This is a genomic window from Coprococcus phoceensis (assembly GCF_900104635.1).
Classification (GTDB): Bacteria; Bacillota; Clostridia; order Lachnospirales; family Lachnospiraceae; genus Faecalimonas; species Faecalimonas phoceensis.
The window spans coordinates 985,995-1,010,491 of sequence record NZ_FNWC01000007.1; the positions used below are offsets into that span (position 1 = coordinate 985,995).

A 24,497-nucleotide genomic window follows, 5' to 3' on the forward strand; every position below is an offset into this window, starting at 1 on the left:
GCTTTTTAAATAATACAGATAAATCCCTATTTTACCTGTACAATAAATATAACCATTACCCAATCTGCTTTTTGTGCACACAAAAAAGACCACCTTAAATCAAGCTGATCGTAATCTATAGCTGTAATGAATTAAAAGAAATATTTTTATGCTACTCTAAGTATATTCATGTATTTTCTGGGATGCATCTCTCTTAAAATCTCAGCCTGCTTTTTTGCTGCAATATGAATATATATCTGAGTAGTTTTTATTGAACTATGTCCTAGAATTTGTTGTACACAACTAACATCAACGCCTTCTTCTATGAGATATGTAGCAAATGAATGACGGAACATATGGGGAGTTATGTTTCTTTCAATACCTGCTAATTTTGTATACTTTTTGAGCATTAACCTAATGGAATACTCCGTATATCTATTCCCCCGGCTGTTTACAAAGAAAAATCCACTTTTCTTAATTGCTTCTGAATTATGTTTGTAATATTTTTTTAGAATATTCAAAATCTCAGCGGAAGCAATCTGAATATATCTTTCCTTACCGCCTTTTCCCATGATCTTGATTAGACCTGTATTCAAATTTATACAGTCTATTTTTATATTTGATACTTCATACACTCTGGCTCCTGTGGCAAACAAAGTTTCTATTACAGATATATCTCTCAGCCAGTATTTGTACATCTTTTCATTACTATTTCTATGCTCATGCGAATACATATAGTTCAAGAGAGATTCAATTTCTTCACGCGGGATTATTTTAGGTAAAATTGTCGTTTCCTTGAATTTTACTTTGATTTTTCTAAACGGATTATCATCGATAATTTCGCACTCTTCCAAATAATTATAATATGCTTTGATGGATGCAATTTTACGTTTTATTGTTTTCTGCTTGTATTTTTTATGTAATTCCACTATATAGCCTTCTATTTTGCTTTTTTCTGGGACATCTTCCTGTGCAAACTCAAAAAACTGTCTTAAATCAATTCTGTATGCCTTCAGCGTATTCCAATCCAATTCTTTCCTATATTCGCAATATTCAAGATACTTCTTTACTTGATCTTTATAATTCATTCTACTGTCCTCCATGCCTTTTTCGGTAGTGTAGCATATTTCTTCACAAGATACATTCGATATTCCCTATGTTTCTCATTGGAACTAAGGAATTTTCTCTTCATTTCAGTGCACAAAAAACGCATGCGTAGAACCTATTCTGCATCTCCTTCATGCTTTACTTTTTATTGAAATAGCACAACGTATCTTTATGACATCTAAAAAGCAACTCACCATTTTGCAAGCAAAACACTTATGGTATGTAAGATACTGTGATATCTCCTATTATTTGTATCATATTTTTTGTAACTGTTATATATAAAAGACGGGCAGAAAGCTGATTTTACTCAAGCTTTCTGCCCACACTCATCATAAAAAAACCTATATTAATTCATCTGAATATTTCGTTTTTTCTTCTTCAGGAATCTTCAGGCTTTCCATTGCCTGTTCTACTGACCACCCCATTGTTTCCATAAGGTTTCTAATTGAAAGAAGAATTCCCTTCTCAATTCCTTGTTTAATTCCTTTTTCAATTCCCTTCTGAATTCCTTTTTCTTCAACGCCTTTACTCAGATTACACATAATAGGCACCTCTTTCTAATGTCTTTGCGTTTCAGACAAACCATGCGATAAGGTGAACAACAATAATACTGCTCACCTCTATTTTCAAAATTTATATATTTTGTACTTTTACATTTTTTTCAATTCATCTAAATACTTGCTCTTTTCTTCTTCGGGAATTTTCAGGCCTTCCATTGCCTGTTCTACCGACCACCCCATTGTTTCCATAAGGTTTCTAATTGAAAGAAGAATTCCCTTCTGAATTCCTTTTTCTTCAACGCCTTTACTCAGATTACACATAGTAGACACCTCTCTTTCTAATGTCTTTGTCATTTCAATTGAAAAATCATTCTGTAATATCTCTTTCTTTTCCTTTACTTCACGATCCGAAGAAAGCAAAACTTCCAGTAACTTTAAGATACCTGAAGCATTTTCATCATCAGAGTCCCCTAAACATATCATAATTGCCGTTAGTAAATCATAATTTTCTTTTCTTTCCGAACAACTACCAATTAACTGTTCTTCTGTAATAGAATATCTGTTTATACTATTTTCCCGATATTTCGGTGGATTCATACAAATCCAAATGCTATAGACTTTCTTTATCTTCTCATAATGTGCATCTGAAAATTCAACACCATACTGCGAAGATATCAATCTGCTGCAATAATAAATTCCTCTGCTTATAATCGGGTAGCCTGGATAAAAATCATTTTGCGCTTCAATATTTATGATCAATCGAATTTTTTCTTTCGACACCGGAGCCTTCGCACAAAAGCGAATATCGTATGTAACCACCCCTTCATAAATAGAAGCATCTTCGGTTGCTCCATTTTGTATTTGTTCTTCTGATACCTGTTCATCTATATTTACGGGTACGTCTGCAACATCTGCCTCTCCTTCTATATAGTTCTCTACAATTTCCTGAATCTCACAATCTCTATATTCCTCTATACAACTTTTCATAATCCATGCCAAGATCACCTTATTTGCCAGAAGGCGTTTACATGCTGCATCATAGGAGGCTTTCTCTCCTGCAGAACTAATATTCTTTGCCAGTATATTTTCAACTTTCAACCTATATTCACCTGCCTATTCCTCTTTTTCTTATTTTATCACACACGAAAAAAAGATGCCACTTATTTTTCTCACCAGATCATCCTCCTTCCGTATGATAAGGAAGAATTGTTTATGTTCTTTTCGCATTAAATCTCTTTCTGCTTTTATAAGCAGTTTACCACTATTTTCTTATGCCGCTTCATTCTTATCCGAAACCTCCGCAAATGCTTTTTTTAACCGATAAGATAACAACGTATTTCTTTTTTTGGATCTTCCCGCCCGTATTGCCTGGGAAAATGCCTGTTTGCTTCCCACAAGAATGACTTTTCTTTTTGCCCTTGTAATTGCGGTATAATATAGATTTCGCTTTAAGGTATGCCGCCGAAAACATGACAAAATCGGAATGATGACTACCGGATACTCGGAGCCTTGTCCCTTATGTGCAGTAATTGCATACGCATGAACAAGGTTCCAAGATTCTCCTTCCTGATATCGCATAACCCGCTCTTCTCCAAAATCTACTTCCATATATTTCTTACCGCTCACCTTTCCTATTTTTCGTACAATCCCGATATCTCCGTTGGAAATTTCATCTTCATTTTTCGTCTGCATCACTTTATCCTGTATACGAAAAATTTTGTTTCCATTTTTGATTTCCTGTTGTCCTCTCTGGTAAGGATTGATTCTGTCTTTGATTTTTAGATTCAAAGCATTTGCGCTTACCTTCGTATCTTCCCTTAAAGGTGTTAATACCTGAACTGCATTTACATTTTTCCCTTGCAACTTCCACTCCATATCAAAAAGTTTCATAATCTTTTTCGCGGCTTCTTCATCATCATGTGCTGCTACAAAGGAAAAACTGTTATCATATACCAGATTTTGTTTGCCACAGTTGATTTTTATCGCATTCTCCAAAATAGTAGGGTTTTCCTGCCGGAAACATTGATCTAAAACAGTAACTGGAATGACTCTGGAGTCAATGAGTTCTTTAAATACATTTCCAGGCCCTACTGATTCCAGCTGGTCTTTGTCTCCCACAAAAACAATCCGACTTCCGGTCTTTATTTTCATCATCAGACTTGTAAACAGATGCATATCTACCATGCTGCACTCATCAATGATGATCAAATCATCGCAAAGCATTTCTCCAGCATTCCATGCTCCTTCACCTTCTGCTCCTGTAAGTCCGATACTTTTATGTATCGTCAGTGCCGGATACCCCGTTGCTTCATACATTCTCTGTCGCGCTCTTCCGGTAGGTGCTGCCAATAAAATCATACTATCCATATTCAATTTTTCCTGGATCATAACAATAAAACGCAGCAGGGTTGTTTTCCCACTTCCAGGTCCTCCTGTTATAATGGAAATTGAATTTTGAAAAACCATTTCAATCCCTTTTCTTTGCTTTTCCGCTAATTTTATGTGTTCTTTGGCTTCCAAATTGGAAATCCATTTCTCTACATCATACCTTTTTATCGGATACTTGCTTAGCGTGGCAAGTTGTATAACAGCTTTTTGTTCTGACTCATAATTTTTCTTAGAATAAATCTTTGTATAACTACAGATTAGTTCTTTATCATCTTTGATCAGAGAATTGCCAGCATCACGAATTTTCCGTTCTGTTACACTGCCTTTTTTATCTCCACGCACCAACAACGGCTTGGCTCTTGTTAAAATGTCAGACACCTCTAAATAGAGATGCCCTTCCCCTTCTGCTTCTTTTAAAACATATAATATAGCTGCTTTTATTCGTAAAGGATTATCTGCCTGAAAATGTTTTACTTTCCTTGCTATCGGATCCACTGTTTTAAATCCAAACCCTTCTATCTCACACAACCGGAATGGATCCTTTTTAATAATGCTGACTGCCTTGTGTCCAAAATGTTCCTGGATTTTTTCTATCTTCTTTGGTGTTACTCCCGCAGAAGACAGAAAAATTGAAAGCTGACGGATATTTTCACTTTGATAATAGCCATCTAAAATCTGCTCCAGTTTTTTTTGTGTAATTCCAGGAATTTCAAGCAATCGTTCCGGGCATTCTTCAAAAACATAGAAGGTATTTTTCCCAAATCGTTCTACAACCCTTTCTGCGATAACAGGCCCAATTCCTTTCACCAATCCTGAAGAAAGGTACGCTTTTACCCCCTCTTCTGTTGTCGGCATTTGAATTTGGAAAGATGCCACATAATACTGTTTTCCATATTTCTCTGATTCTTTCCACTGTCCTTTTAAAGAGATACCAATCCCTTCGTTTCTGGGCAATTCACAGCCAACTGCCACAAACTGCCTTTTTCCAATTCCATTCTTCCCTTCAGGAATGTTCTCCTCTGTTTCATATACTGCCACAGTATATCCGTTTTCCTGATTATAATAAATGGAAGAAGCATATCTGCACTCTAACAAGTCACTACCTCCTTGTAATCCACATATAACGACCAGAAATTTTTACAGAGTAACCGCCTTCTTTTTCCAACTCCTTTTTGATGAGTATTCTTTTATCTGCCGGAAAATCCCGAATTGCAGCAACTCTGCGAAATCCTTTCTCTGTTCGGATAGTACATAATCCGTCTTTCCCAATAGAAAAAGAATAGATACCTTCTGCCGCCAGTTTCTTCGAAATACGAAGAAATTTTTCTCTTCCTTCTCCAAGATACCATTTTTTTGCTGCTATGTCTGCTTCATTCCACTGCTCTTGGGGAACATCAAGAATTGTTTCTGTCTTCTTTTCAGTTTCTATCGCCTTTTCTATTTGCTGTTTTGCTTTCTGATAAATGGGTGCTTCCTTCTTTTTTGGCACCTCTTCCGTCACTGTTGCTTTCGGTTTATCTCTTTCCTTATGCTCCGCTAAGGTTTCTCCCTTCACTTCTTGGGGCTTCTTTTTCAAATGACAGACCAACAGATACACCAACAAAACCGGCACTGTAAGGGATAATGTATTAACTAGAATTGCAAGAAAAAAGGGCCATAAGAACGGAGCTAACAAAAATCCTGCAATGCCCGACACAATGCAAAAGTTTTGATACTTTTTCACAAAATATTTCCACTTACCGCTCATAACAGTACCATTTCCTTTCTCTTCGAGTATTTTTAGTCAAATCCATAATTGTTATATTCTGATTCTTGTACACGCTCAAATTCTTCGTCCACCAGGTTTCTTTTTTTATTTTCATTCCTTCTTCTTTCAGGCACACTTTTTCTCGACTGCCGATTTCTCCTTTCCGGCTGTTCTCTTTTCCTTTGCTCTGACTTTTTCCTGGAACTAGGTTTCTTTATCCTGCTATTTCTTCTACGGGGATCAGAGTTTCCTTTTTTCTGACTGCTTTTCCTTATACTTCGATGATATCCATCTTCTTCCTCATCTTCGTCGTCATCCTCTTCTTCGTCATCCTCTTCTAGATATTCCTCCTCATAGTCGTCATCTTCGTCGTCCTCATAATCATCCTCATCATAAAATTCGTCATCGTAATCCTCTTCTTCCTCATCTTCGTAATCGTTCTCATCTTCGTCTTTTCGCTTGCGGAGTAATTCGATTTTATCAAGATTTATCTTATCTCTATACATCGTCATTCCATCCTCATTTTCATAATTATCATTTAAAAGGATTCCCTCTATTCCAACGCAATCTCCTTTTTCGATATACTCTTCTATAAATTCTGCACTCTTATCAAATGCAGAGCAGGAAAAATAATCATATTTTGTTCCGTCTTTCGTTTTAAAAGGACGCCTTACAGACAATCGGAAACTTGCAACTAATCCGTATTTCGATGCCCTTTTGTTTCTGCGCCTCTTCCTTTTAAATTCATTTACTTCCGGATCTTTTACAACGTATCCGGTCATTATTACTTTATTCATGCTCTTTCTCTCCTTTTTAAAGTAGGCAGGAAATTATTTTCCTGCCTGATAGGTATAAAAAAAGACACTTAGAATTTCCATTCAAAATGCCTTATTCTATATACGCATTGTTTCTAAATCATACTGAAAATCAGATCCAATACATCTTACAATCTTTTTTAAAATCTCATAAAAATTCAGGCTGTCTTCCTGTATCGGTCTTATACCTTTTACATAATTTGGCCAAAAACAATATTCGTAAAATCGTTTCACCTGCATAGAAGGTGAAATAAAAATCCCCTGAAATTCATTTTTCATTTTCTTTGTAGTTCCTTCTTCGGAAAATAATTTTAGATGTAGTGCCTCACTTTTGCCTTTCTTGTCCATCTGAAGCCAGACTGTATGATCGGCAAGACGAATACTGCTGTGCAGCATATAGATGTCTTCTCCGTTCCGGCACCAGATAATTTCTCCGCAAAGTCCGTTTTCAAACTGCGACGTAATACACACTCCATTTTCCGGAATATCCGAAAAGCAAATCTCATCATCAACCACCGGAATTGCCCTTTTTACACCCTTGGAAACGCCCACATCTTTTCGACATTCTTCAAACATCTGCTTTGTACTTTCATAATTTTTGTTCTGTTCATACTCATAGTTTTTCATCCTGCTTCCTCCTGTTCTTTAATTATTTCTTTTCAGTGATGTTTTGTGTATTTCTTCATATTTTGCTTCATATCTGCGATACCCTTCCAGATCATAATACTTTAATCGTTCCGGATAGAAACGAACTTTCTCATAAGTACAATATCCATTTCTGCTGATTTCTCCTGTCACTTCTCCTAATCCGCTTTCTGAAATCCAGGACAAAATTTTTCTTCCATGATGGTTCGTATCTACATAGGTACAGTCCTTTTCGCACACCTCATGCAAATCAACGGTCAGGGTTGCCCATGGTGAAGGATATTGGTATTTCCAGTTCACCATTTCAATTTCTAAATTTCCGGTGTAGGAATATCCTTTTACTATTAGCTGTATCGGAAATTTTTCTCCAAAAGCTTCATAGAAAACCGTTTTGGGTTCTTCCTGTTTTCTGAAGTTGTCATAATCTTCATCACTATAACCTGACCAGAAAAAATAGTTCCAGTCTGGCATTGGCGGACAATATCCTTCTAACTGTTCTGCACCTATTTGTTTTAATGGTATCAGATTTTTTTTACCTTCCTTCACAGCCAGAAGCAATGGTTTTAACTTCTCTTCCAGGTACATTCGATCTGGGCAAATATCAATCCACTTCCCTTTTATTGTTGTAAGAAAGCGTTTCCCATCCAATGTTCTGATTTCTGAACGTTCTGCAGATAGACTATTCTTTAAAAAGCTGATTATATTATTTTCTGTTGCCTGAAAAATAATTGCATCTTTTCCACACATCTCACTGTGAATTCCTTTTAAGTACTCTTGGTTCATGATTTTCCTCCTATTTTTCTTTCTTTTGTGGCTTAACTCTATCCTCCTTTTTCGTTGATTGAAATAAAAAAAGGCACCTAGAATATTTTTCATTCTAAATGCCTAATAATTCTTTATTTCTTATTGAAACAGCCACCTGTTTCCAAAATCTGTTTCCGATTCTTTATCGGAAAAAATTTTTGTACTCATCTTTGATTTTTATGAGTATAAATGTTAATTCATTTTCACTCTAACATAAGATATTGTATGTGTCAATATCTAAGTAATTTAACAATTTACTACGTTATGTTTATTACTCTGATACAACTTTTGAAAAGATTTCCCAACGTCCTTTTACATTTTCACCTTTGTCCGTACTTCTTCCACAATATTCCAGATATTTTGTCTGATTATCATAATTTTCAAAAAAGTCTTTCAGCCATAACAGATAACTGTTTTCTTTTTCTTCATCTCCGTACACTACATCCATTGCTGCAACTACCATTGGAATGGATAACTTTTTCATCTTATCCATTTTATCCACAATCTTTTCATCTAACTTGTCAAGAACCTCCAAGGCATGTCCAATCAAACGGATACTTTCCTCAGAATCACTATTCAATATTTCAACATACTTTTCAATATTCTTTTGATCAAAAGCAGTATATTCGTATCCAGAAATAAGCATTAGTATTTGGCAGGCTACTTTACGCATATTATCTGATCTGATATCACCTTTTGTAATTCCAGTCTTTGCCCAAAATGGATGCTCCATAATTTTATAAAGTTCTGTACTAATGTCAAGATTTAAAAGGCCTGTCAGCATCTGTGCTCCGTTCAATCGCTTTCCACTATTCAAACGCACAAACATATCCCGTACTTCTTTTTCTGTGCAGTCCCACATTTCAAAAATCAAGACTTCTGCATTCAATAGTTTGTCTTGTACAATCTCATCTAATTGAGAAAACCTTTTACCTGCAATTTCATAAGTTTCCCCATCAATCGTAACCGGATCAAGTTTCTTAGAAAGTGGAAATTTGTCCCCCTTATATTTCTGTAGGGTAGTAATCCTCTGCTTTCCTTCTATCACATAGTTTTTATTGTCTTTTTTCCAAATATAAACTAAATTGATAGAATATCCTCTTAGCAGCGAATCCACTTCCAACGATTCCATATACCGAGTCCACTGTCCCTCCTTTCTCTGAAAAGGATGAGAAAAATCAAGCTTTCCTTTTCCGGACTCCCGCAACAATGATGATACAATTTTAGTCTTACATGTAGATTCCATTTTCCAACACCACTCCTTAACTTTTTTATCATTCTATCACGATATACCGTACATTGCAAACACCTCAAAAATTAAAATATCTGCTTAACTTCCTATTTTTACCACACATACAATAGTTATCTATTATCTATCCACTGTGTAGTTCTTTCAACAATTGCCTTCTTCTGTTCAAAATGTAAATAGTGAGAACCTTTTATTATTGCCTTTACAAAGCTTATACAGATAATGTCCATTCAAGGTGTTTCACAGACTTTCTGTACAGTGCATTACTTTCACTCAAAAATCTAACTGTTATCTAATCCCTTTGTTATAAAAGTAAATACGATTGACAGATTAGAATATCTGCCAATCGTATTTGCTTTTATAACTATTGCTTCATTTCTTCCCAATCGTAATACCACTTCCATTTGGACATCTCATTTAACTTTTGCTCATATAACTCATCTGTAACAGGACATTCAAGATAGTCAAGTGCTCCCGCTGACAGTACCTCAAACTGATCAGAAATACTACTGTTTTCTAAAAGTGCAAGAATAGGAATGTTACTTTTGCATTTTGCTTCTAAAATTATTTTAAATTCTTTTGTAGTTACCATAGCACATTCAAAATTAATTACTAATATATCGCACTCTATAGCCTCTGCATCCTTAAATGCCTCAAAAGATAGTAATTGCAGTTCATTTTGATCTTTCATCAGTTTTTGAGTTTGATAATAAATGTCCAAAGTATTGCTAACCAAAAGAACTTTCACGTTTTGTTATCCTCCTATGGTTTTCTGTCATTTTTATCTTTCCTAAAAGCATAGATATAATAATTATTCCAAGCGTGTATGTGATTGTGCGCAAATAACTATTACAACCTTTTATAAATAGAAATATGATTATCCCTAATATAATCGCTATAATTTGTTTTATTCTATATGCAAACAATTTCTTTTCATGTTTGTCTACTGGGCGATTTATATTTTCCACAGGGTTCATGAAAAATATAATCAAAAGTTCAAAAGTAGAAATACTCAGTGCCCATATATCTGTCAATTGAATATTATCAACAGCTAAAAGTATTAGTATAAATACTATACACGAACAAACAAAACATTTTCTGTAATTGCTCATATGAATACCACCAACAAACGATCTTAATGAGAAAAAAACCAAAAAAAATACAAGACATTCTTGAAGCATGTTCATTTGTGTTGCTATACAGCAACAAGTTGCAATATAGATAATCATTTCTATGCCAGTCCAAAAACCATATTTATATATCTCTGAATCGTCCTTTTGAATGACCTTATTTTCCACAATGTAATTTGTTAGTGAATCTGCAATTTTTTCTGTACTAATCATTTTTAAGTCGCTTCATTTCTTTTGGCATTTTCGGTTGATGATAAATACATACACACCTACTATTTACCGCTATTACACTAAATAGCATTGCAAAGCTTGCCATAACTTTTGCGCTTTTTTGAATAAAGAAACTAATTTTTTTCATTATCTTTACCTCCATTTTGTTTTTTATTAGTATACCTCAAAAAAAGTTTTTCCTTGCTATAATGTAATTTCTACGAAGTTCCTTGTAACTTTTGCGATAAATCGCACAAAACTATTTTTATAGTAAATTTTTGTGTATCAGGTTCGATAACAACTGAACCATGATATTTCCTGGTAACTTTCTTTACTGATTCCAATCCAATACCATGGTTTCCCGAATCCCCTTTGTTTGTAATAATTTTTCCACTTCTATTTTTTAATAATTCTCCATTATACGCATTTATGGCTGTTATTATTAAAGTATTTCCTTCGTACTTCATAAAGAACTTTATATATCTTCTTTCTTGATCTAACATCATTGATGCTTCAATAGCATTGTCAAGAATATTTCCTAATAAGATACATAAATCCGCACTTCTAAATGGTAATTGCATTGGTATATGAATATCTATTTCAAATTTAATCTGTTCTTTTATTGCCACAGCATATTTAGCGTTTACCAAAGAATCAACAACAATATTATCCGTTCTTGAAATTCCAAGTTTACTTAAAGGCTCTATATTTATGAGCTTTCTCAAATATTCTATAGCCTTCTGATTATCCTCTTTAGCAAGTAATTCAATCAAAACAATAAAGTGTTGTTTCATATCATGTCTTGCATTGCGAAACTCCATCATAACAGTTTCTTTTTCACGCATATGTTGATTACACAACTCTAACTGTTGAGCATATACCGTATTGTATTTTTGCAACTCTTTTTCTTTTGACAAAATTAAATAGAGTTTAAATGTAACAATATTAATAAGCAAAATTATAATTAAACTTGTCCATGATTCGCTAATATATATTTTCTGATTTATTTCTATGCTAAGCATAAAAATATTGTAGACTACAAACATACTCCCTATAGGTATCAGCAACAAGATGAAATTATACTTATTTGGAAGATTCTTGATATTCTCATCATGAAAAAATTTCTGTAGACACACAATCAAAATTAGTGCTACTAATTTAGATAACAACGAACCCCAAAATTGAGGAATCATATAATCTATTCCACATAGAACAAATCCATATCCTACCAGAAACTCTGCCAGCATCCAAATGGCGTTAATTAAGACAGAAAATACAAATTTCTGTAAAATATTCCCTTCAAATACACCTATGCAGACTATGCTAACTAAAATAATACTAATTATGACATTTATGTATGCTGGAAGTATATTAATACTTCCAATAATTAACTGCCAGATAAAATATAATGCCCAACAAAAGCATCCTACAATCTTACGATCTTTCTTGATAAAAAAGATTTCAAAATACTTTTTTAAAATAAACAGAGAAAATATAGCCAAAGTAGTGTCTGCAATTAGAGCATTACCATAATTAAACAATAATATCCTCTCCTTTTAACATACAAAAAAGTTCACTTACTTTTTTTCTTCTATTTTCACTAATAGATAGTGTAGTCCCATCAACCAGTTCCATTGAGTCATAAAAATATGCAGCTACATATTTAGGATTCACTAAAAAAGACTGATGTGTTCTATAGAAATATGTATCAGCTTCTACCAGACGTCTTTCAATATCATTTAGTTTTCCATAACATTTTTTACTTCCATCATTTGTGATAATGTAGGTAACCCTACGATCACTCTGAAAATATAGAATATCCTCAATCGGCAATCTGTATGATATTTTATTATACTGATACTGAAAATACTTTGGTCGTCTTACAATCTCAGTTTCTGCATCTTTAAAATACTTTTTGAAAATTTGTGGTTCTATTGGTTTTGTAATGAACCTAAATGCGGAAACTTCAAAAACTTCTTTGGCAAAGCTTTCATGACTCGTAACATAAATAATTAGTACTTTTTTATCCATCTTTCGAATATTCCTAGCTGCATCTATTCCGTTTTGTTTGGCCATTTCAATATCAAGATAGATAATATCATATCTTTTTCCACGTTCTATATGCTCCACTAAACTACTGCCATCATAAAAAACATCTACTTCTATTTTCGTAACGCTCTCTTCTGTAACTTCCTCCAGCATTTTCTCAATCTGAGCAGTCACTAAAGTTTCATCATCACATATTGCAATTTCTAACATGCCTTTCACCCTTAGTAAATCAATCTTCTTTGTTACCTTTCGCTAAGTTTATTGCATACTTTATCAATTGTTCAAGGTTATATCTCTGTTCACTCGGACATCCTTCAACAATATCCTTCAAAGAAATTTCATTTCTTTTGTTCCCCGTTAGCAAATAATTAATATCCATATCAAATTTAGAATTGACTATTACAAGTTTTTCAAGTGACAGACCATATACTCCTCTTTCAACTTTTCCATAATATGCAAGACTCATCTCTAAAGTTTCTGCCATTTGCTCCTGCGTGTAGTCCAGCTCAAAACGCAACATTCTTAGTCTTTTTCCTATATCCACGTATAACGCTTTAGGTGAAGCATTTTTTACTTTTTTATTTTTGTGTATATCCTCTTTAAATTCCATAGCTCACCTCTGTAAATAATCATATATATCTATATCATACACATATAAAAGCGACTTATTAACACATGAATGCGACCTATTTTAAGAATATATGCGACTTGTTTAGGTTCTTTTTTGATAGTATGACACTGAATACAGCACTAGTCTTTCTCAATTATTTAATTTTTAAACCTATTAATCTATTAAAAAACATTATTTTAGTAACCAATATTGTAAAAAGGCGGTACTAAAGTCAATCTTCAGCACCACCTTCGTTTCTACGTCAATCATTCAGCCATACAAATGGTGTATTTTCTTGATAAATCACATCATATATATAATCTGCCATTTGTTCTTCAGATAAGCTCGAATGAGCAAGTCCTATTTCTCTTCCAACACTATTATTATGTAGATCCATATTCTTATGTTCTAGCTTAGTGTGACCATCCGATTCTACGCCTGTTGTATCTTTTTCTTCGTGTGCAGTCGCAAATAGTTCCGCTTTTTCTGAACCTATTAGAATTGTCATTTCTGCATTCCAGATACCATGCCTAAACGCATCACTTCGATCTCCTAATCCATTATGTCCAAACTTTCTTTCAGTCTGTCTTGTAGCTATGTTCTTGGCATCATTAACTTTCAGAGCAGCAAACGGATATTTAATCAGTAACTTCTTTTCTGTTTCAGTCAAAGCATTCCAAATATCCGTAATTCCTCTTGCTTCTTTTCTATCATTTTCTAAAATTGTTGAAATAATATCAGAAATTTCCTGTTCTGATTTTCCCGGATTAGCATTCTTGATATCCAATACCATTTCAACCAATTTCTCCATTTCAGAAGAGGTAATAATCTGTTCACTTATTACCATTTGTGGTTCTTCTGCGTAAACTGCTATCGTATTACCCAATACCATCATACATGCACAGCATAATACTGTTGCTTTAAAAAAGCTATATTTCATCTTTTTACCTCACTTTCACTTTATATCTTCTCGGAATCTTCAGTTATTGTTTTCCAGGGCTTACAGAGTCCATATTTTAAAAATCACTCACTTTTTATCAAAAAGTACTTGACAAATCAAAAGAACTTTGTAATGAAGCCAGTTGATGATATATTATTTCAATTAACTGGAGGTGATTTTTATATTTCCGCTAATCCTAGTAGATGCACCTCCTATCAGAACACTTTTCGTATTTGATTCTTTTTAATTTTATCTGTATCTTTTTCTCTCCTTAAGAGCACTTGGGATTATACCGTGCAGTTTTATATCCTAATTGTTACAACGCATTTTATTTGATGCCATAATTTGCAGAATTCGGAAAATTAAAATATCCCATTTTTAGCCTTGTTATAACGGTAATAATTTTTTCTATTACTGTTATAACAAGGATTCCAGGGGTTCGGGGATGGAAGATCCCCGTATTATTTCTGCACTATTTATTTTTCTGAAAATGGCATATTATAATGTGCTGATCAACACCTAATCTTTCTTTAATAGTTTCTATCCTGCATGAACGTTATTCTATCTTCGGACTAAAGCCAAGACTGTTTTCCTGTATGCTACATTCCTATCTGCTTCTGTAGGATACACAAACAAGAGTGAGAAAACAAACCATAAATTAGAAGATGATAAGCACCGCTCTGTAAAAAGATGGTACTGCCTCCTCTGCAGTATCATGTAGTTGCAACATCTTGATGCTTGAGTAATGCCATCAGCCGATGTGTTTTAAAATCATTATTAGTTTTTGCCACTTGTTTATATCCATTTTTCTTAACTTTCTTTTCTGCACCCCCATATTCAATTGTCAATTTTCAAGTGTAATTTCATTTATTGAGATTCCGATAAGTTATTTTTTACACTATATCATCTTTTATGCCCTAAAATTTTCCCATGTAATTATTCGGCTATTTTATGTAACTTTTCCTTCAAAAAAAGCTGCATACGATTTCTCTTTTTTGAGCAATTGCATATGTGTTCCTTGGTAAACCTGTCCATTTTTTATATAAATAACCTCATCTACATAATCAATCATGCTCAACTTGTGAGTAGAAATAAGTACAGTCTTTTCTTCTAAAATTCCTTGATTTCCAATCAATGCCTTCATAATTTTGTCTTCATCTACCACATCAATATTACTAGTCGCCTCATCTAAGAGGTATGTATCTGCCTCTTTGATCAAACATCTCGCAAGGCAAATCCTCTGTTCCTGTCCTCTGGACAAATTCTTTCCCTTTGCAATTTCGGTTCCCCAGTTTTGTGGCTGTCGACCTACTACATCATCAAGACCGATCGCCTGGCTTATCTGAATTAACCTCTCATTTGTGCATGTCTGTCCAAAAAGAACGTTTTCTAATATACTACCATCCAAAATGGTTGTATCCTGATCTAAATAAATAGGTTTTTCTCTACATTGCTCATCAAATACAACTTCACCCTGATAATCATTTAAGAGATTTGCTAAGATTTTAAGCATTGTAGATTTACCGCTTCCTGAAACTCCTACAACAGCATATTTTTTCCCCTTTTCAATTCTTATATTAACCTTCTCCAGACATTGCAAACTTCCGTAATGATAGGACATATCTTTGACTTGAATCGCCATATTGCCATCAAGTTTTGCAAATTTTCGTTCATTGTCCTGCATAAAGTCATCATCTAACAACTCTGTTGCTTTATCTACATTAGGTAAAACTGTGTAAACCGAATTACAAGCTTGCCCAATCACTACTACATTTTGTACTACTAGGTATAACAATGGAAGAAGTGCCATTTGACTAAAAATATTAATTTCTTCATTACACGCAATACTCAGTATACTCACTGCGATCGGAACAATATATGTAAATACATTAGTTAAAACATTCTGAAAGCTTTGAATAACAACTAATCCTCCATAGCTCTCTGCCTGTTGCTGATTTTCTTCATGCCACTTTTTAGTAAAAATCGAGCTAACACCCAAAACTTTTATGGTTGAAACTGATCGTATGATATTCTCACTTGTTGTATTTAACTGTATAATTTTTTGCGTATATTTGTTGCTTTCCATATATGCTATTTTGCTTGTTCCTATGTATACGACTAAATATAAAATAATTGCTCCTAAAAATAATATACCCAGAAGAATATTTTGTACTAGCAACAAAATCTGAACAAAAATAATTGTGCATAGCGAAATGAAAGAAGGTACCAACTTTAACAACAGTGCATCTTTAATCATTCCTCGTGCGTTTATCCTATACAACAAATCACCATTGCTTCTAAAGGAAAAAAATTTGTAATTTTTACTCATCAGTTTGTCAACTAGCCTGTTTCCATATATCTGCTCATACAAAATATTAAATTTTTTAGTCAATACACCTTGCATGATACTTCCTATCCCTAGTAAAATAACTGCCCCACATAGTAATAGCATGACTTTCTTATATGCTTCACCATTCCCAACCATGGAATACATATAAGAATAACTCATTGCTACAACCTGTGTAAAAACTGAGGTTACAAGTAAACCAGCCAAAATCCGAAACAATCTTTTATCTGATAAGAAACTTAGCAACCCTTTTCTGGTTAATTTCTCAGATTTTATCCCCGCATCTACTCTTTTGATTTTTACAATTACACCACTATATATCTTCTGAAATTCATCAAAAGAATACTTAATTCGTCCAATTGCTGGATCTACTCCGGCAAAGTGATTTTTACTCATTTTATCAAGAACAATAAAATGACCATTCTTTACATAAGCAATGACTGGCATTATTGTCTGGTTGAGGCTCTGTATATCAATCTTATATCCTTCCACTGAAAACCCATATTCTCCCAATGCTTCTTTTAACTGCAATATATTGCTTCCAGCCATAGATAATTCTATCTTCTCAATCAATTTATATACTGGTACCTTGCATCCAAGCGTATTCATAATCATAGCAGCACATGCCAGTAAACAGTCCGATTGATTAGTTTGTAAAATAACTTTCACTAATATCACCACACTTTCTTACACAGTTTCAAGCATTAAAACAGAGTACAACTTTGAATTTTTACTTCTATTTTCTGTATATTGAATGCCTGCTTCTCCAACCATAAATCCTATTGAGTTTATAGCTCCTGGTGCTCCAACACAACTGTAGCCGTTTTCTTTACCATTCTCAATAATTTCCCCTATATATGTGTCTATTCTTTCATCGGTTCCCAAAATTTTTCTATAAGAAATAAGAAAATCGATCAAAGCAAAATTTCCATGGCATAAAGAGTAATTTTTAGATTGAAATTTTTTATTTAGAAGTTCTTCCTTATATTTAGACAATATTTCTTTTAAATTTTCTTCTTCTATATCTTTAGCAAATTTTTTATCAAACCCCAATTTTATCCAAATCAATCTTGCCATCATAATGCCTACTGAACCATGACACCAGTAATGTGAATGTACGATATGATGAGTTCGCATATCTTTCCATATAAATTTTTCAACATGCAATTTTTTTTCTTCTTTCCACAGTTCACATAAAATTTTTTCTAATTTTACATCAGATGTATGCTGAAGCATACACATAATTGATGTCATAACTCCTGAATACCCATGTGCAAAACTTGCATAATTAAAATTTCTTTTCATATCATCAATTTTAAAACTATTTAAAAAATAATTTTCTATAGATGATAAAATTTCTCTAGAAAATGCGTCTTGTTTACAACACCCAAAATAATAAATAACTGCTGAATGAATTCCTGCCAAAGTATCATAGCTGCTAGTTTTAACAATATTATTTCTTATTACTTCTTCAATATTTCTTATATATTTTTCTGTGATATCCGGCTCAATTATATTTCGGTCTTTAATTTGTTTCAAGAACGCATAAATTCCTGTTAATCCGCAAAAATAGGAAATATCATATTCTTTAAAAATACCTAAATCATATGATTTTGCCAGCGTACAAAATATTCTTTGTATCATATCTTTTGCCAATACATCTTGCTCTTTATCATATTCGGAAATATACATATATCCAATTCCTATGATTCCAGAGTATAAAGACCAATCTAGCATAGCATATTCTAACTGTTCTTTATCATTTACCATAAGTCCAAGCCAGCTAATGGTTCCATCTGAACCTATAATGCAATTCCGGTCAATATTGCTCCGAAGCATTTTTTTTACATGAATATCCCTATATTGCTTCATACTTATTTTCAACTTTTCATATTCAATACCTAATGCTATATTAGAAGCAATAGCATCATATATTAACTGTTTCTGTTTTTTTAACATTTGTATATTGACCTGATATTCAAGAATTTCTGATAATCTCTCTTTTGTAAAAATAGAAAGATCCAATATCTTTTTTTTCTGTCCCGAATTCAAACCATATACACAATTCATATCCATCTTCCAATAAAAACTAGGTATATTACTACGACAAAGTTCAGTAACTTCCTGTTCATATACCTCAGGATTAAATTGATTGCTCCTTTTTAAAGTTGTTAACAAATGTCCAAATAATTCTGGATCATAACGATATCTTGGATCACTTTTAATCCGAACGATTTTTGAATAACCTTTTGTCATATTCAAAATAATTCGCGACTCAACTTTCTCCATGTTATTCAAAATATAATTTATGATTTCTACCTTTTTCTCACCAAAATTATTTTCTGCTTTCTCAAATCCTTGCACAATCTGTTTTCCATACATCAAAGGATCAATTTTATGATTTGGCAAATGTTTATGCTCTACTATCATCTCTGGTGCAGTGCAAATATACATATCATCTCTATACTCATTTTGAATTTTTTCTACGATCAACTTTATTCCTTTATTTGATAAACAACTCACATCTCCACCAAAATAATCAGTCATAGAAAAAATTGGCAGCATTCCTGTCGCCATTGTACCGTAGAGCAATTCTTTTACAGCTTTATACTGTGCATCATAAAAGAATGTATGTGTATCAAAAAATAAGTATGAAGAAAAAATTGTTTCCACATCTGTAATTACCGGGTATTCCCCACAGGCAATAAGATTTTCATAATGAATGTCATTCATTCCTAAAATATATGCGACAAATAACACTTTTCCGTAATTATAATAAAACTGCTCCACTTTTCTTGGATTTGTTAGTTCGATATGCTTAACAAACTTTACCCAAGTACCTTCCCGAATACACAAACCTATGTATTGTTCGGCATATGCCGGTTCAAAAAAATAATCCATAAGCCCTTTCATAAATTGTAAATTTTCTCCTCGGGTTGGTTTGTATACAATTTTATCTTGAGATTTGAATGTAAAGATTAAGACACATTCACTATCGTGCCAATCTCCACTATTTTGCACTTGTACGATTTCTTCTGGGTTAATTCCAAAATATCTACCAATTTTATTCTTGTTATTTTCAAGTTCGTCAATTACTTCCATTACATATACACATTTATGTGCCATCTCATCGTATATTTGATCTTTTATTGTTGGAAAATTCTTACCCATCGCCTCTATACAGTATCTCGTATTACTGAACATTTCATAACGTTCTTCAGAAGTATTTCCATATAGATTTCCATCTAACCTTTCTACATTCATACAATATAACAGCGATTTAAAAACTCTTTGAAAAATCTCCTTTTCAATAATTTCTTTTACATATTCAATTTTTTCACTATCAAAATGATAATCCTCTTTCTCTTTTAATGTCTCTATGATGTATTCAAAAATATATTCAATATAAAGACCACAAAACTTTTTATGCATACTTACCTCCTGTAATATTTATTTTGAATTCCTCATATATTATTCAATACATCATAATGTATTTTGAGGAAATCTCCTTTTATAACTTATAACAACAGGCTACTCAGAATAACCTAAGCAGCCTGTACAGTAAATCTTATTCGAGCATTAATATTAAAATTGTAATTAACAGCATGTAAAATTAGCAGCATGTAAACAAGAACTGCCATGTATTCATATTGCATTCGTGGCTAATCGTTTTTAACACACCATTGCCACCACCTAAGATCTGCTCCAGTTCTTTTTCTTCCATTGGGTTTGTTAATGTTAATACATCATTTCTCATATCATTTACCCTCCTTTTTTAGCAACAAGTAAACAGGAACTGCCATGTGTTCATATTGCATTCGTGGCTGATTGTCTTTAACACACCATTGCCGCCACCTAAGATCTGCTCCAGTTCTTTCTCTTCCATTGGGTTTGTTAATGTTAATACGTCATTTCTCATATCATTTATCCTCCTTTTTTAGCAGCAAGTAAACAGGAACTGCCATGTGTTCATATTGCATTCGTGGCTGATTGTCTTTAACACACCATTGCCGCCACCTAAGATCTGTTCCAATTCTTTTTCTTCCATTGGGTTTGTTAATGTTAATACATCATTTCTCATGTTTTTCTCTCCTTTCTTTTCTCGAATAAGATTATGGTAATATACTATCATGGATTTCTCTTGATATTTCTGCCTTGTAAAATTCCCCCTATCTCCATGTAATATTTACCATCTTTCTAAATTTTCCCAAATAAAAAGGCAGTTCACAACCTGAAACTGCCTTTTTATTTATCTATTTTTTATTGGAACACTAATTGGAAGAAAAATAGTAGTAGCATATCCCCTATTAGGTTCACTATCAATTTTTATCTTTCCTTCATGTGCTATTATTATTTGTCTTACAATAATCAACCCCAACCCATGGCGTAAATCTAAACGCTCGTCTGTACTCTCCATATAGTGAGGAATTTCTTGTAATTCCCGTAACCTTTTTTCAGATAATCCAACCCCGTTATCTTTTATTTGCAATTCAAACCCATGTTCTACATAATCTAATCTAATTACAATTTCACAGCCCTTTGGGTTATGTCGGATACTATTCTGTACCAAGTTGCCTATTGCTCGTGTTATAAGGCGTTCGTCACAATCTATCAAAAACTGTTCTACAGATGAAGAAACTTCAAGAATAATAGAATATTTTTCAGGAATACCTTCATTTAATAATTCAGCCACATAACTACGTAACAAAACCGAAAATCGAACCTTTGTTTTTTTTAACGGTTGCATAGAATATTCTAACTGTGATACCAAATTCAGATCTTGCACTAATTCTTTTATTTTCATACTCTGCTTGCTGATAATTACTGCTTCGTTATGAATTAAACTTTCTCCCTCTGTTTCATCTGAAATCCGTTGTGCATATCCCATTATCATAGAAAGAGGTGTTCGTATATCGTGAGAAACTCCACTTATCCAATTTGCTCTGGCTTGATTTTGCCTATCTAAAATAATTGCCGCTCGATTTACCCCTTCTGCAATTTCTGCCAGTTCACCATCAACAGAAATTGAAACAGATTTTCCATCTGAAAGGCTTTTAATTGCAGCGATTATTGGTTCTGTAGTTTTTACAATTTTTCTCTTTGATAAGAAATATGCTATAAATAAAAGAAATATATCCAAAGAAAACATAATTAAAATAAAAATAGGTAGTTTTCTTATCGCATCAAGAGAAAAATAGTTACTTGTAATCTTCATATAACTATCTTTTGGATACCCTAAAACTATAATCCCGCCCTCACATTCCCAAGTAAAAACTGGATAGTCCTGGATATATCCTTTTGCAAATACTGCAACATCTTTTATCTTATAAGTATTCGGAACCTTCTTAGGCTTATTGTACGACCACGTTACTACTCCATCTTCATTAAGAAAAAAGGCCCAAATATTGTTACGGCTTAATTTTTCTGCAACTTTGCTTGAAATGTCTGTTCCATCAAAAGAAGAAGCTGTTTCTTCTAGCATAGTCCGCGGTGACTCTGAACCATAATCTTTATGCATGATATTATAAAATGTCCATCCAAACATTATACTATTCAAAAATATCAAGACAAAAATCAATCCCAAAAAAACAGACAGCTGTTTCGATATATATATCCTAAACGATTTCATTATTTTACTTCCTTGTATTTAATTTGTAACCAAGTCCTTTTATTGTAATCAACGATACAGGTTTTGATGGATCCACTTCGATCTTTTCTCGAATTCTTCGAATATGTGCATTTAAACTATTCTCAAATCCAAATGGATTATCCCCCCACAATGCTTCACACAAAACGTCTACAGTAACAATCTTTCCTTCATTTCTAGCAAGTGTTTCCAATAAAATATGTTCCTTAGCTGTTAAAGCGAGAATTTCGCCATTTTTATTTATTTCTGCACGTCCGAAATCTATAATACATCCATCTAATGAAACTGTTAGTGCCTCGCCTTTATAACATCGCCTTAAAACTGCATACGTGCGGAACAACAGCTCCTGTGGCATAAATGGTTTCACTATATAGTCATCTGCACCTAACCCCAAACCAGACAATTTAGCAGTAGCTTCATCTTTCGCAGTCAAAAAAATCACTGGTACGTCTGTAAACTTCCGTAATTGCTGCATTAAACTGAAGCCGTCTCCATCAGGCAACATAACATCAAGAAAAATCAAATCCGGTTTTTCGCTGTGCACTTTTGAAACTGCTTCTTGTACAGTACTTGCCATCACAATATAATTAAATCCATCATCAGACAAAATAGTTGTTAACATTGTTAATAGTTCTGGTTCATCATCTACCAGTAACAACTTTTTGCTTTTTAAATATGAATTGTCCATATTAACTACCTCCTATCTATGCGCCTATTATAACACAGTTTCTTATTTCTTGATCACTTTTTACAAAAAGTAAGGTAAAAGTAAGGATACGAGAAAGTAAATGTTAGGTTTGTAGTGTACCATATGATTAACGAAAGGAGATGTTTATATGGAATACATTATAACAACAGAAAAGTTGACGAAAAAATATAAAAACTTTACTTCTGTCAACAAAGTTTCACTTCATATCAAAAAGGGGAGCATTTATGGCTTTCTCGGACCAAATGGTGCAGGAAAATCAACCACTATGAAAATGCTTTTAGGACTAACTGCTCCAACAAGCGGAAGTTTCCAAATTGATGGAAAACAATTTCCAAATGATCGGCTTGCTATTTTGAAGGAAATTGGATCCTTCATTGAAGCTCCATCCTTTTACGCTAACCTAACAGGTAGAGAAAATCTCGATATAATTCGCAGAATATTGGGATTGCCCCAAAATACCGTTGAAGATGCTTTAGATTTAGTTGGATTAAGTGAGTTTGGTGATCGACTGGCAAAAAAATACTCATTAGGCATGAAACAACGTTTAGGATTAGCCGGTGCATTACTCGGAAGACCACCTATTTTGATTTTGGATGAACCGACTAACGGTTTAGATCCTTCTGGCATCCACGAGATTCGTAATTTAATAAAGTGTCTTCCTACCTTTTATGATTGTACTGTTTTAATTTCTTCTCATATGCTTTCTGAAATTGAACTGATTGCTGACGATATTGGGATTCTTAACCATGGAAGAATGCTTTTTGAAGGTAGTTTAGATGATTTAAAACAAAATGCTTTGCAGTCTGGATTTGCTACTGACAATCTGGAAGATATGTTTCTTTCCATGATTGAAAACGACAATATTTCCAGAAAGAAGAGGGCTCAATTATGAAAACACTTATGATTGAACTGCGTAAAGAAAAAAGAACTGGCGTAATACCAATTCTTTTAGCTATGGGGGTTCTTGGAGCTGCTTACGCTTTTCTTAATTTCATAATTAGAAAGGATACGTTATTAAGCTTGCCGCTAGCTCCAATGGACATATTATTAACACAACTCTATGGAATGCTCATGGTTTTAAACATGTTTGGAATTATTGTTGCAACATGCATGATTTATAATATGGAATTTAAGGGCGAAGCAATCAAGAAAATGTATATGCTACCTATAAATGTGTCTTCCATGTATCTTTGCAAGTTTGTTATCTTGACTGGGTTACTCCTAATTGCTGTCTTAATACAAAACCTTGCACTACTAAAAATAGGCATTACTGATTTACCTGTAGGAACATTTAACTTGAATGTGCTAATTGTATTCACCGGATATTCCTTTATTACATCCATGCCAGTACTCTCATTCATGTTATTAATTTCTTCCCATTTTGAAAATATGTGGATTTCTCTCGGGATAGGCGTTGGTGGCTTCCTAAGTGGAATGGCAATAGCCAATTCCAAATTCACATTATTTATGGTTCATCCATTTGTATTAATGTTAAAACCAGCTGTTGCACTTAATGCCTCACCTAATCCTACTGTCATAATCTTCTCTTTAATAGAAACTTTCACTTTCCTCGGAGTTGGACTATGGCTTACCAAAAATCATCATTATGAATAGGAGGGTC

General features: G+C 33.4%; 25 protein-coding genes. 2 read left to right on the plus strand and 23 right to left on the minus strand.

Annotation, left to right across the window (positions count from 1 at the left end):
- Nucleotides 1–146 precede the first annotated feature (146 nt).
- The 23 genes from BQ5364_RS08460 to BQ5364_RS08565 all read right to left on the minus strand — a co-directional run bounded on the left by BQ5364_RS08460 (nucleotide 147) and on the right by BQ5364_RS08565 (nucleotide 22,855).
- Complete coding sequence (locus BQ5364_RS08460; RefSeq protein ID WP_071144027.1) at nucleotides 147–1,067, minus strand: tyrosine-type recombinase/integrase; 921 nt, start codon at nucleotides 1,065–1,067, stop codon at nucleotides 147–149.
- A 360-nt stretch (nucleotides 1,068–1,427) separates the two neighbouring features.
- On the minus strand, nucleotides 1,428–1,628 hold the full coding sequence (locus tag BQ5364_RS08465; RefSeq protein WP_071144028.1) for a hypothetical protein: 201 nt from the start codon (nucleotides 1,626–1,628) through the stop codon (nucleotides 1,428–1,430).
- A gap of 108 nt (nucleotides 1,629–1,736) precedes the next feature.
- Nucleotides 1,737–2,684, minus strand: a complete 948-nt coding sequence (locus BQ5364_RS08470; protein WP_071144029.1) for a hypothetical protein — start codon at nucleotides 2,682–2,684, stop codon at nucleotides 1,737–1,739.
- Between the two features lie 171 nt (nucleotides 2,685–2,855).
- The gene (recD2, locus tag BQ5364_RS08475) at nucleotides 2,856–5,069 is read right to left on the minus strand and encodes an SF1B family DNA helicase RecD2 (RefSeq protein ID WP_071144030.1); all 2,214 of its coding nucleotides are present in this window, start codon (nucleotides 5,067–5,069) and stop codon (nucleotides 2,856–2,858) included.
- A gap of 4 nt (nucleotides 5,070–5,073) precedes the next feature.
- The gene (locus BQ5364_RS08480) at nucleotides 5,074–5,721 is read right to left on the minus strand and encodes a hypothetical protein (RefSeq protein WP_071144031.1); all 648 of its coding nucleotides are present in this window, start codon (nucleotides 5,719–5,721) and stop codon (nucleotides 5,074–5,076) included.
- Nucleotides 5,722–5,753: 32 nt separating this feature from the next.
- Complete coding sequence (gene ssb, locus BQ5364_RS08485; protein ID WP_071144032.1) at nucleotides 5,754–6,518, minus strand: single-stranded DNA-binding protein; 765 nt, start codon at nucleotides 6,516–6,518, stop codon at nucleotides 5,754–5,756.
- 96 nt (nucleotides 6,519–6,614) lie between these two features.
- On the minus strand, nucleotides 6,615–7,163 hold the full coding sequence (locus BQ5364_RS08490) for a hypothetical protein (RefSeq protein WP_071144033.1): 549 nt from the start codon (nucleotides 7,161–7,163) through the stop codon (nucleotides 6,615–6,617).
- 18 nt (nucleotides 7,164–7,181) lie between these two features.
- Nucleotides 7,182–7,964: a DUF4313 domain-containing protein gene (locus BQ5364_RS18315; RefSeq protein ID WP_226971469.1), complete on the minus strand. Its 783-nt coding sequence runs from the start codon at nucleotides 7,962–7,964 to the stop codon at nucleotides 7,182–7,184.
- A gap of 292 nt (nucleotides 7,965–8,256) precedes the next feature.
- Nucleotides 8,257–9,231 carry a GmrSD restriction endonuclease domain-containing protein gene (locus BQ5364_RS08500; RefSeq protein WP_071144034.1) on the minus strand — a complete coding sequence of 325 codons (975 nt, stop codon included), beginning with the start codon at nucleotides 9,229–9,231 and terminating at the stop codon, nucleotides 8,257–8,259.
- Between the two features lie 367 nt (nucleotides 9,232–9,598).
- Nucleotides 9,599–9,982: a response regulator gene (locus BQ5364_RS08505; protein WP_071144035.1), complete on the minus strand. Its 384-nt coding sequence runs from the start codon at nucleotides 9,980–9,982 to the stop codon at nucleotides 9,599–9,601.
- The gene (locus BQ5364_RS08510; RefSeq protein ID WP_071144036.1) at nucleotides 9,963–10,577 is read right to left on the minus strand and encodes an accessory gene regulator ArgB-like protein; all 615 of its coding nucleotides are present in this window, start codon (nucleotides 10,575–10,577) and stop codon (nucleotides 9,963–9,965) included. Before BQ5364_RS08510 ends, BQ5364_RS08505 begins: the two co-directional genes overlap by 20 nt.
- Nucleotides 10,570–10,722, minus strand: coding sequence for a cyclic lactone autoinducer peptide (locus BQ5364_RS17435; protein WP_136017807.1), 153 nt, complete (start codon nucleotides 10,720–10,722; stop codon nucleotides 10,570–10,572). The genes BQ5364_RS08510 and BQ5364_RS17435 overlap by 8 nt, the downstream gene beginning before the upstream one ends.
- Nucleotides 10,723–10,792: 70 nt before the next feature.
- Nucleotides 10,793–12,115, minus strand: a complete 1,323-nt coding sequence (locus tag BQ5364_RS08515; RefSeq protein WP_071144037.1) for a sensor histidine kinase — start codon at nucleotides 12,113–12,115, stop codon at nucleotides 10,793–10,795.
- Nucleotides 12,108–12,833: a LytR/AlgR family response regulator transcription factor gene (locus tag BQ5364_RS08520; RefSeq protein WP_071144038.1), complete on the minus strand. Its 726-nt coding sequence runs from the start codon at nucleotides 12,831–12,833 to the stop codon at nucleotides 12,108–12,110. Before BQ5364_RS08520 ends, BQ5364_RS08515 begins: the two co-directional genes overlap by 8 nt.
- 19 nt (nucleotides 12,834–12,852) lie before the next feature.
- Nucleotides 12,853–13,233: a helix-turn-helix domain-containing protein gene (locus tag BQ5364_RS08525; RefSeq protein WP_071144039.1), complete on the minus strand. Its 381-nt coding sequence runs from the start codon at nucleotides 13,231–13,233 to the stop codon at nucleotides 12,853–12,855.
- Nucleotides 13,234–13,495: 262 nt separating this feature from the next.
- Nucleotides 13,496–14,128 (minus strand): DUF6973 domain-containing protein, encoded by a 633-nt coding sequence (locus BQ5364_RS08530; protein WP_136017808.1) that lies wholly within the window; start codon nucleotides 14,126–14,128, stop codon nucleotides 13,496–13,498.
- Nucleotides 14,129–15,122: 994 nt separating this feature from the next.
- A complete protein-coding gene (locus BQ5364_RS08535; protein WP_083382759.1) occupies nucleotides 15,123–17,201 on the minus strand; it encodes a peptidase domain-containing ABC transporter in 2,079 nt (692 codons plus the stop codon).
- A 6-nt stretch (nucleotides 17,202–17,207) separates the two neighbouring features.
- A complete protein-coding gene (locus BQ5364_RS08540; RefSeq protein WP_071144042.1) occupies nucleotides 17,208–19,952 on the minus strand; it encodes a type 2 lanthipeptide synthetase LanM family protein in 2,745 nt (914 codons plus the stop codon).
- Between the two features lie 181 nt (nucleotides 19,953–20,133).
- Entirely contained in the window at nucleotides 20,134–20,277 is a 144-nt protein-coding gene (locus BQ5364_RS08545) for a lacticin 481 family lantibiotic (RefSeq protein ID WP_071144043.1), read from the minus strand.
- An 18-nt stretch (nucleotides 20,278–20,295) separates the two neighbouring features.
- On the minus strand, nucleotides 20,296–20,439 hold the full coding sequence (locus BQ5364_RS08550) for a lacticin 481 family lantibiotic (RefSeq protein WP_071144043.1): 144 nt from the start codon (nucleotides 20,437–20,439) through the stop codon (nucleotides 20,296–20,298).
- 18 nt (nucleotides 20,440–20,457) lie between these two features.
- A complete protein-coding gene (locus tag BQ5364_RS08555) occupies nucleotides 20,458–20,601 on the minus strand; it encodes a lacticin 481 family lantibiotic (RefSeq protein WP_071144043.1) in 144 nt (47 codons plus the stop codon).
- 168 nt (nucleotides 20,602–20,769) lie between these two features.
- Nucleotides 20,770–22,065, minus strand: a complete 1,296-nt coding sequence (locus BQ5364_RS08560; RefSeq protein ID WP_328585592.1) for a sensor histidine kinase — start codon at nucleotides 22,063–22,065, stop codon at nucleotides 20,770–20,772.
- Between the two features lie 88 nt (nucleotides 22,066–22,153).
- Nucleotides 22,154–22,855: a response regulator transcription factor gene (locus BQ5364_RS08565; protein WP_071144045.1), complete on the minus strand. Its 702-nt coding sequence runs from the start codon at nucleotides 22,853–22,855 to the stop codon at nucleotides 22,154–22,156.
- Nucleotides 22,856–23,003: 148 nt separating this feature from the next.
- On the opposite strand from BQ5364_RS08565, the gene BQ5364_RS08570 reads away from it, so the two are divergent.
- Together BQ5364_RS08570 and BQ5364_RS08575 are read left to right on the plus strand one after the other, a co-directional pair.
- Nucleotides 23,004–23,768 (plus strand): ABC transporter ATP-binding protein, encoded by a 765-nt coding sequence (locus BQ5364_RS08570; protein WP_071144046.1) that lies wholly within the window; start codon nucleotides 23,004–23,006, stop codon nucleotides 23,766–23,768.
- Nucleotides 23,765–24,490 carry an ABC transporter permease gene (locus BQ5364_RS08575; RefSeq protein WP_071144047.1) on the plus strand — a complete coding sequence of 242 codons (726 nt, stop codon included), beginning with the start codon at nucleotides 23,765–23,767 and terminating at the stop codon, nucleotides 24,488–24,490. The genes BQ5364_RS08570 and BQ5364_RS08575 overlap by 4 nt, the downstream gene beginning before the upstream one ends.
- Nucleotides 24,491–24,497: the final 7 nt, after the last annotated feature.

What these genes read in the sequence shown, in the direction of transcription:
- BQ5364_RS08460 (WP_071144027.1), bottom strand. Translation starts at nt 1,067, where the DNA reads ATGAATTATAAAGATCAAGTAAAGAAGTATCTTGAATATTGCGAATAT.
- BQ5364_RS08465 (WP_071144028.1), bottom strand. Translation starts at nt 1,628, where the DNA reads ATGTGTAATCTGAGTAAAGGCGTTGAAGAAAAAGGAATTCAGAAGGGA.
- BQ5364_RS08480 (WP_071144031.1), bottom strand. Translation starts at nt 5,721, where the DNA reads ATGAGCGGTAAGTGGAAATATTTTGTGAAAAAGTATCAAAACTTTTGC.
- ssb (WP_071144032.1), bottom strand. Translation starts at nt 6,518, where the DNA reads ATGAATAAAGTAATAATGACCGGATACGTTGTAAAAGATCCGGAAGTA.
- BQ5364_RS08490 (WP_071144033.1), bottom strand. Translation starts at nt 7,163, where the DNA reads ATGAAAAACTATGAGTATGAACAGAACAAAAATTATGAAAGTACAAAG.
- BQ5364_RS18315 (WP_226971469.1), bottom strand. Translation starts at nt 7,964, where the DNA reads ATGAACCAAGAGTACTTAAAAGGAATTCACAGTGAGATGTGTGGAAAA.
- BQ5364_RS08500 (WP_071144034.1), bottom strand. Translation starts at nt 9,231, where the DNA reads ATGGAATCTACATGTAAGACTAAAATTGTATCATCATTGTTGCGGGAG.
- BQ5364_RS08510 (WP_071144036.1), bottom strand. Translation starts at nt 10,577, where the DNA reads ATGATTAGTACAGAAAAAATTGCAGATTCACTAACAAATTACATTGTG.
- BQ5364_RS17435 (WP_136017807.1), bottom strand. Translation starts at nt 10,722, where the DNA reads ATGAAAAAAATTAGTTTCTTTATTCAAAAAAGCGCAAAAGTTATGGCA.
- BQ5364_RS08520 (WP_071144038.1), bottom strand. Translation starts at nt 12,833, where the DNA reads ATGTTAGAAATTGCAATATGTGATGATGAAACTTTAGTGACTGCTCAG.
- BQ5364_RS08525 (WP_071144039.1), bottom strand. Translation starts at nt 13,233, where the DNA reads ATGGAATTTAAAGAGGATATACACAAAAATAAAAAAGTAAAAAATGCT.
- BQ5364_RS08530 (WP_136017808.1), bottom strand. Translation starts at nt 14,128, where the DNA reads ATGATGGTATTGGGTAATACGATAGCAGTTTACGCAGAAGAACCACAA.
- BQ5364_RS08540 (WP_071144042.1), bottom strand. Translation starts at nt 19,952, where the DNA reads ATGCATAAAAAGTTTTGTGGTCTTTATATTGAATATATTTTTGAATAC.
- BQ5364_RS08545 (WP_071144043.1), bottom strand. Translation starts at nt 20,277, where the DNA reads ATGAGAAATGATGTATTAACATTAACAAACCCAATGGAAGAAAAAGAA.
- BQ5364_RS08550 (WP_071144043.1), bottom strand. Translation starts at nt 20,439, where the DNA reads ATGAGAAATGACGTATTAACATTAACAAACCCAATGGAAGAGAAAGAA.
- BQ5364_RS08555 (WP_071144043.1), bottom strand. Translation starts at nt 20,601, where the DNA reads ATGAGAAATGATGTATTAACATTAACAAACCCAATGGAAGAAAAAGAA.
- BQ5364_RS08560 (WP_328585592.1), bottom strand. Translation starts at nt 22,065, where the DNA reads ATGTTTGGATGGACATTTTATAATATCATGCATAAAGATTATGGTTCA.
- BQ5364_RS08565 (WP_071144045.1), bottom strand. Translation starts at nt 22,855, where the DNA reads ATGGACAATTCATATTTAAAAAGCAAAAAGTTGTTACTGGTAGATGAT.
- BQ5364_RS08570 (WP_071144046.1), top strand. Translation starts at nt 23,004, where the DNA reads ATGGAATACATTATAACAACAGAAAAGTTGACGAAAAAATATAAAAAC.
- BQ5364_RS08575 (WP_071144047.1), top strand. Translation starts at nt 23,765, where the DNA reads ATGAAAACACTTATGATTGAACTGCGTAAAGAAAAAAGAACTGGCGTA.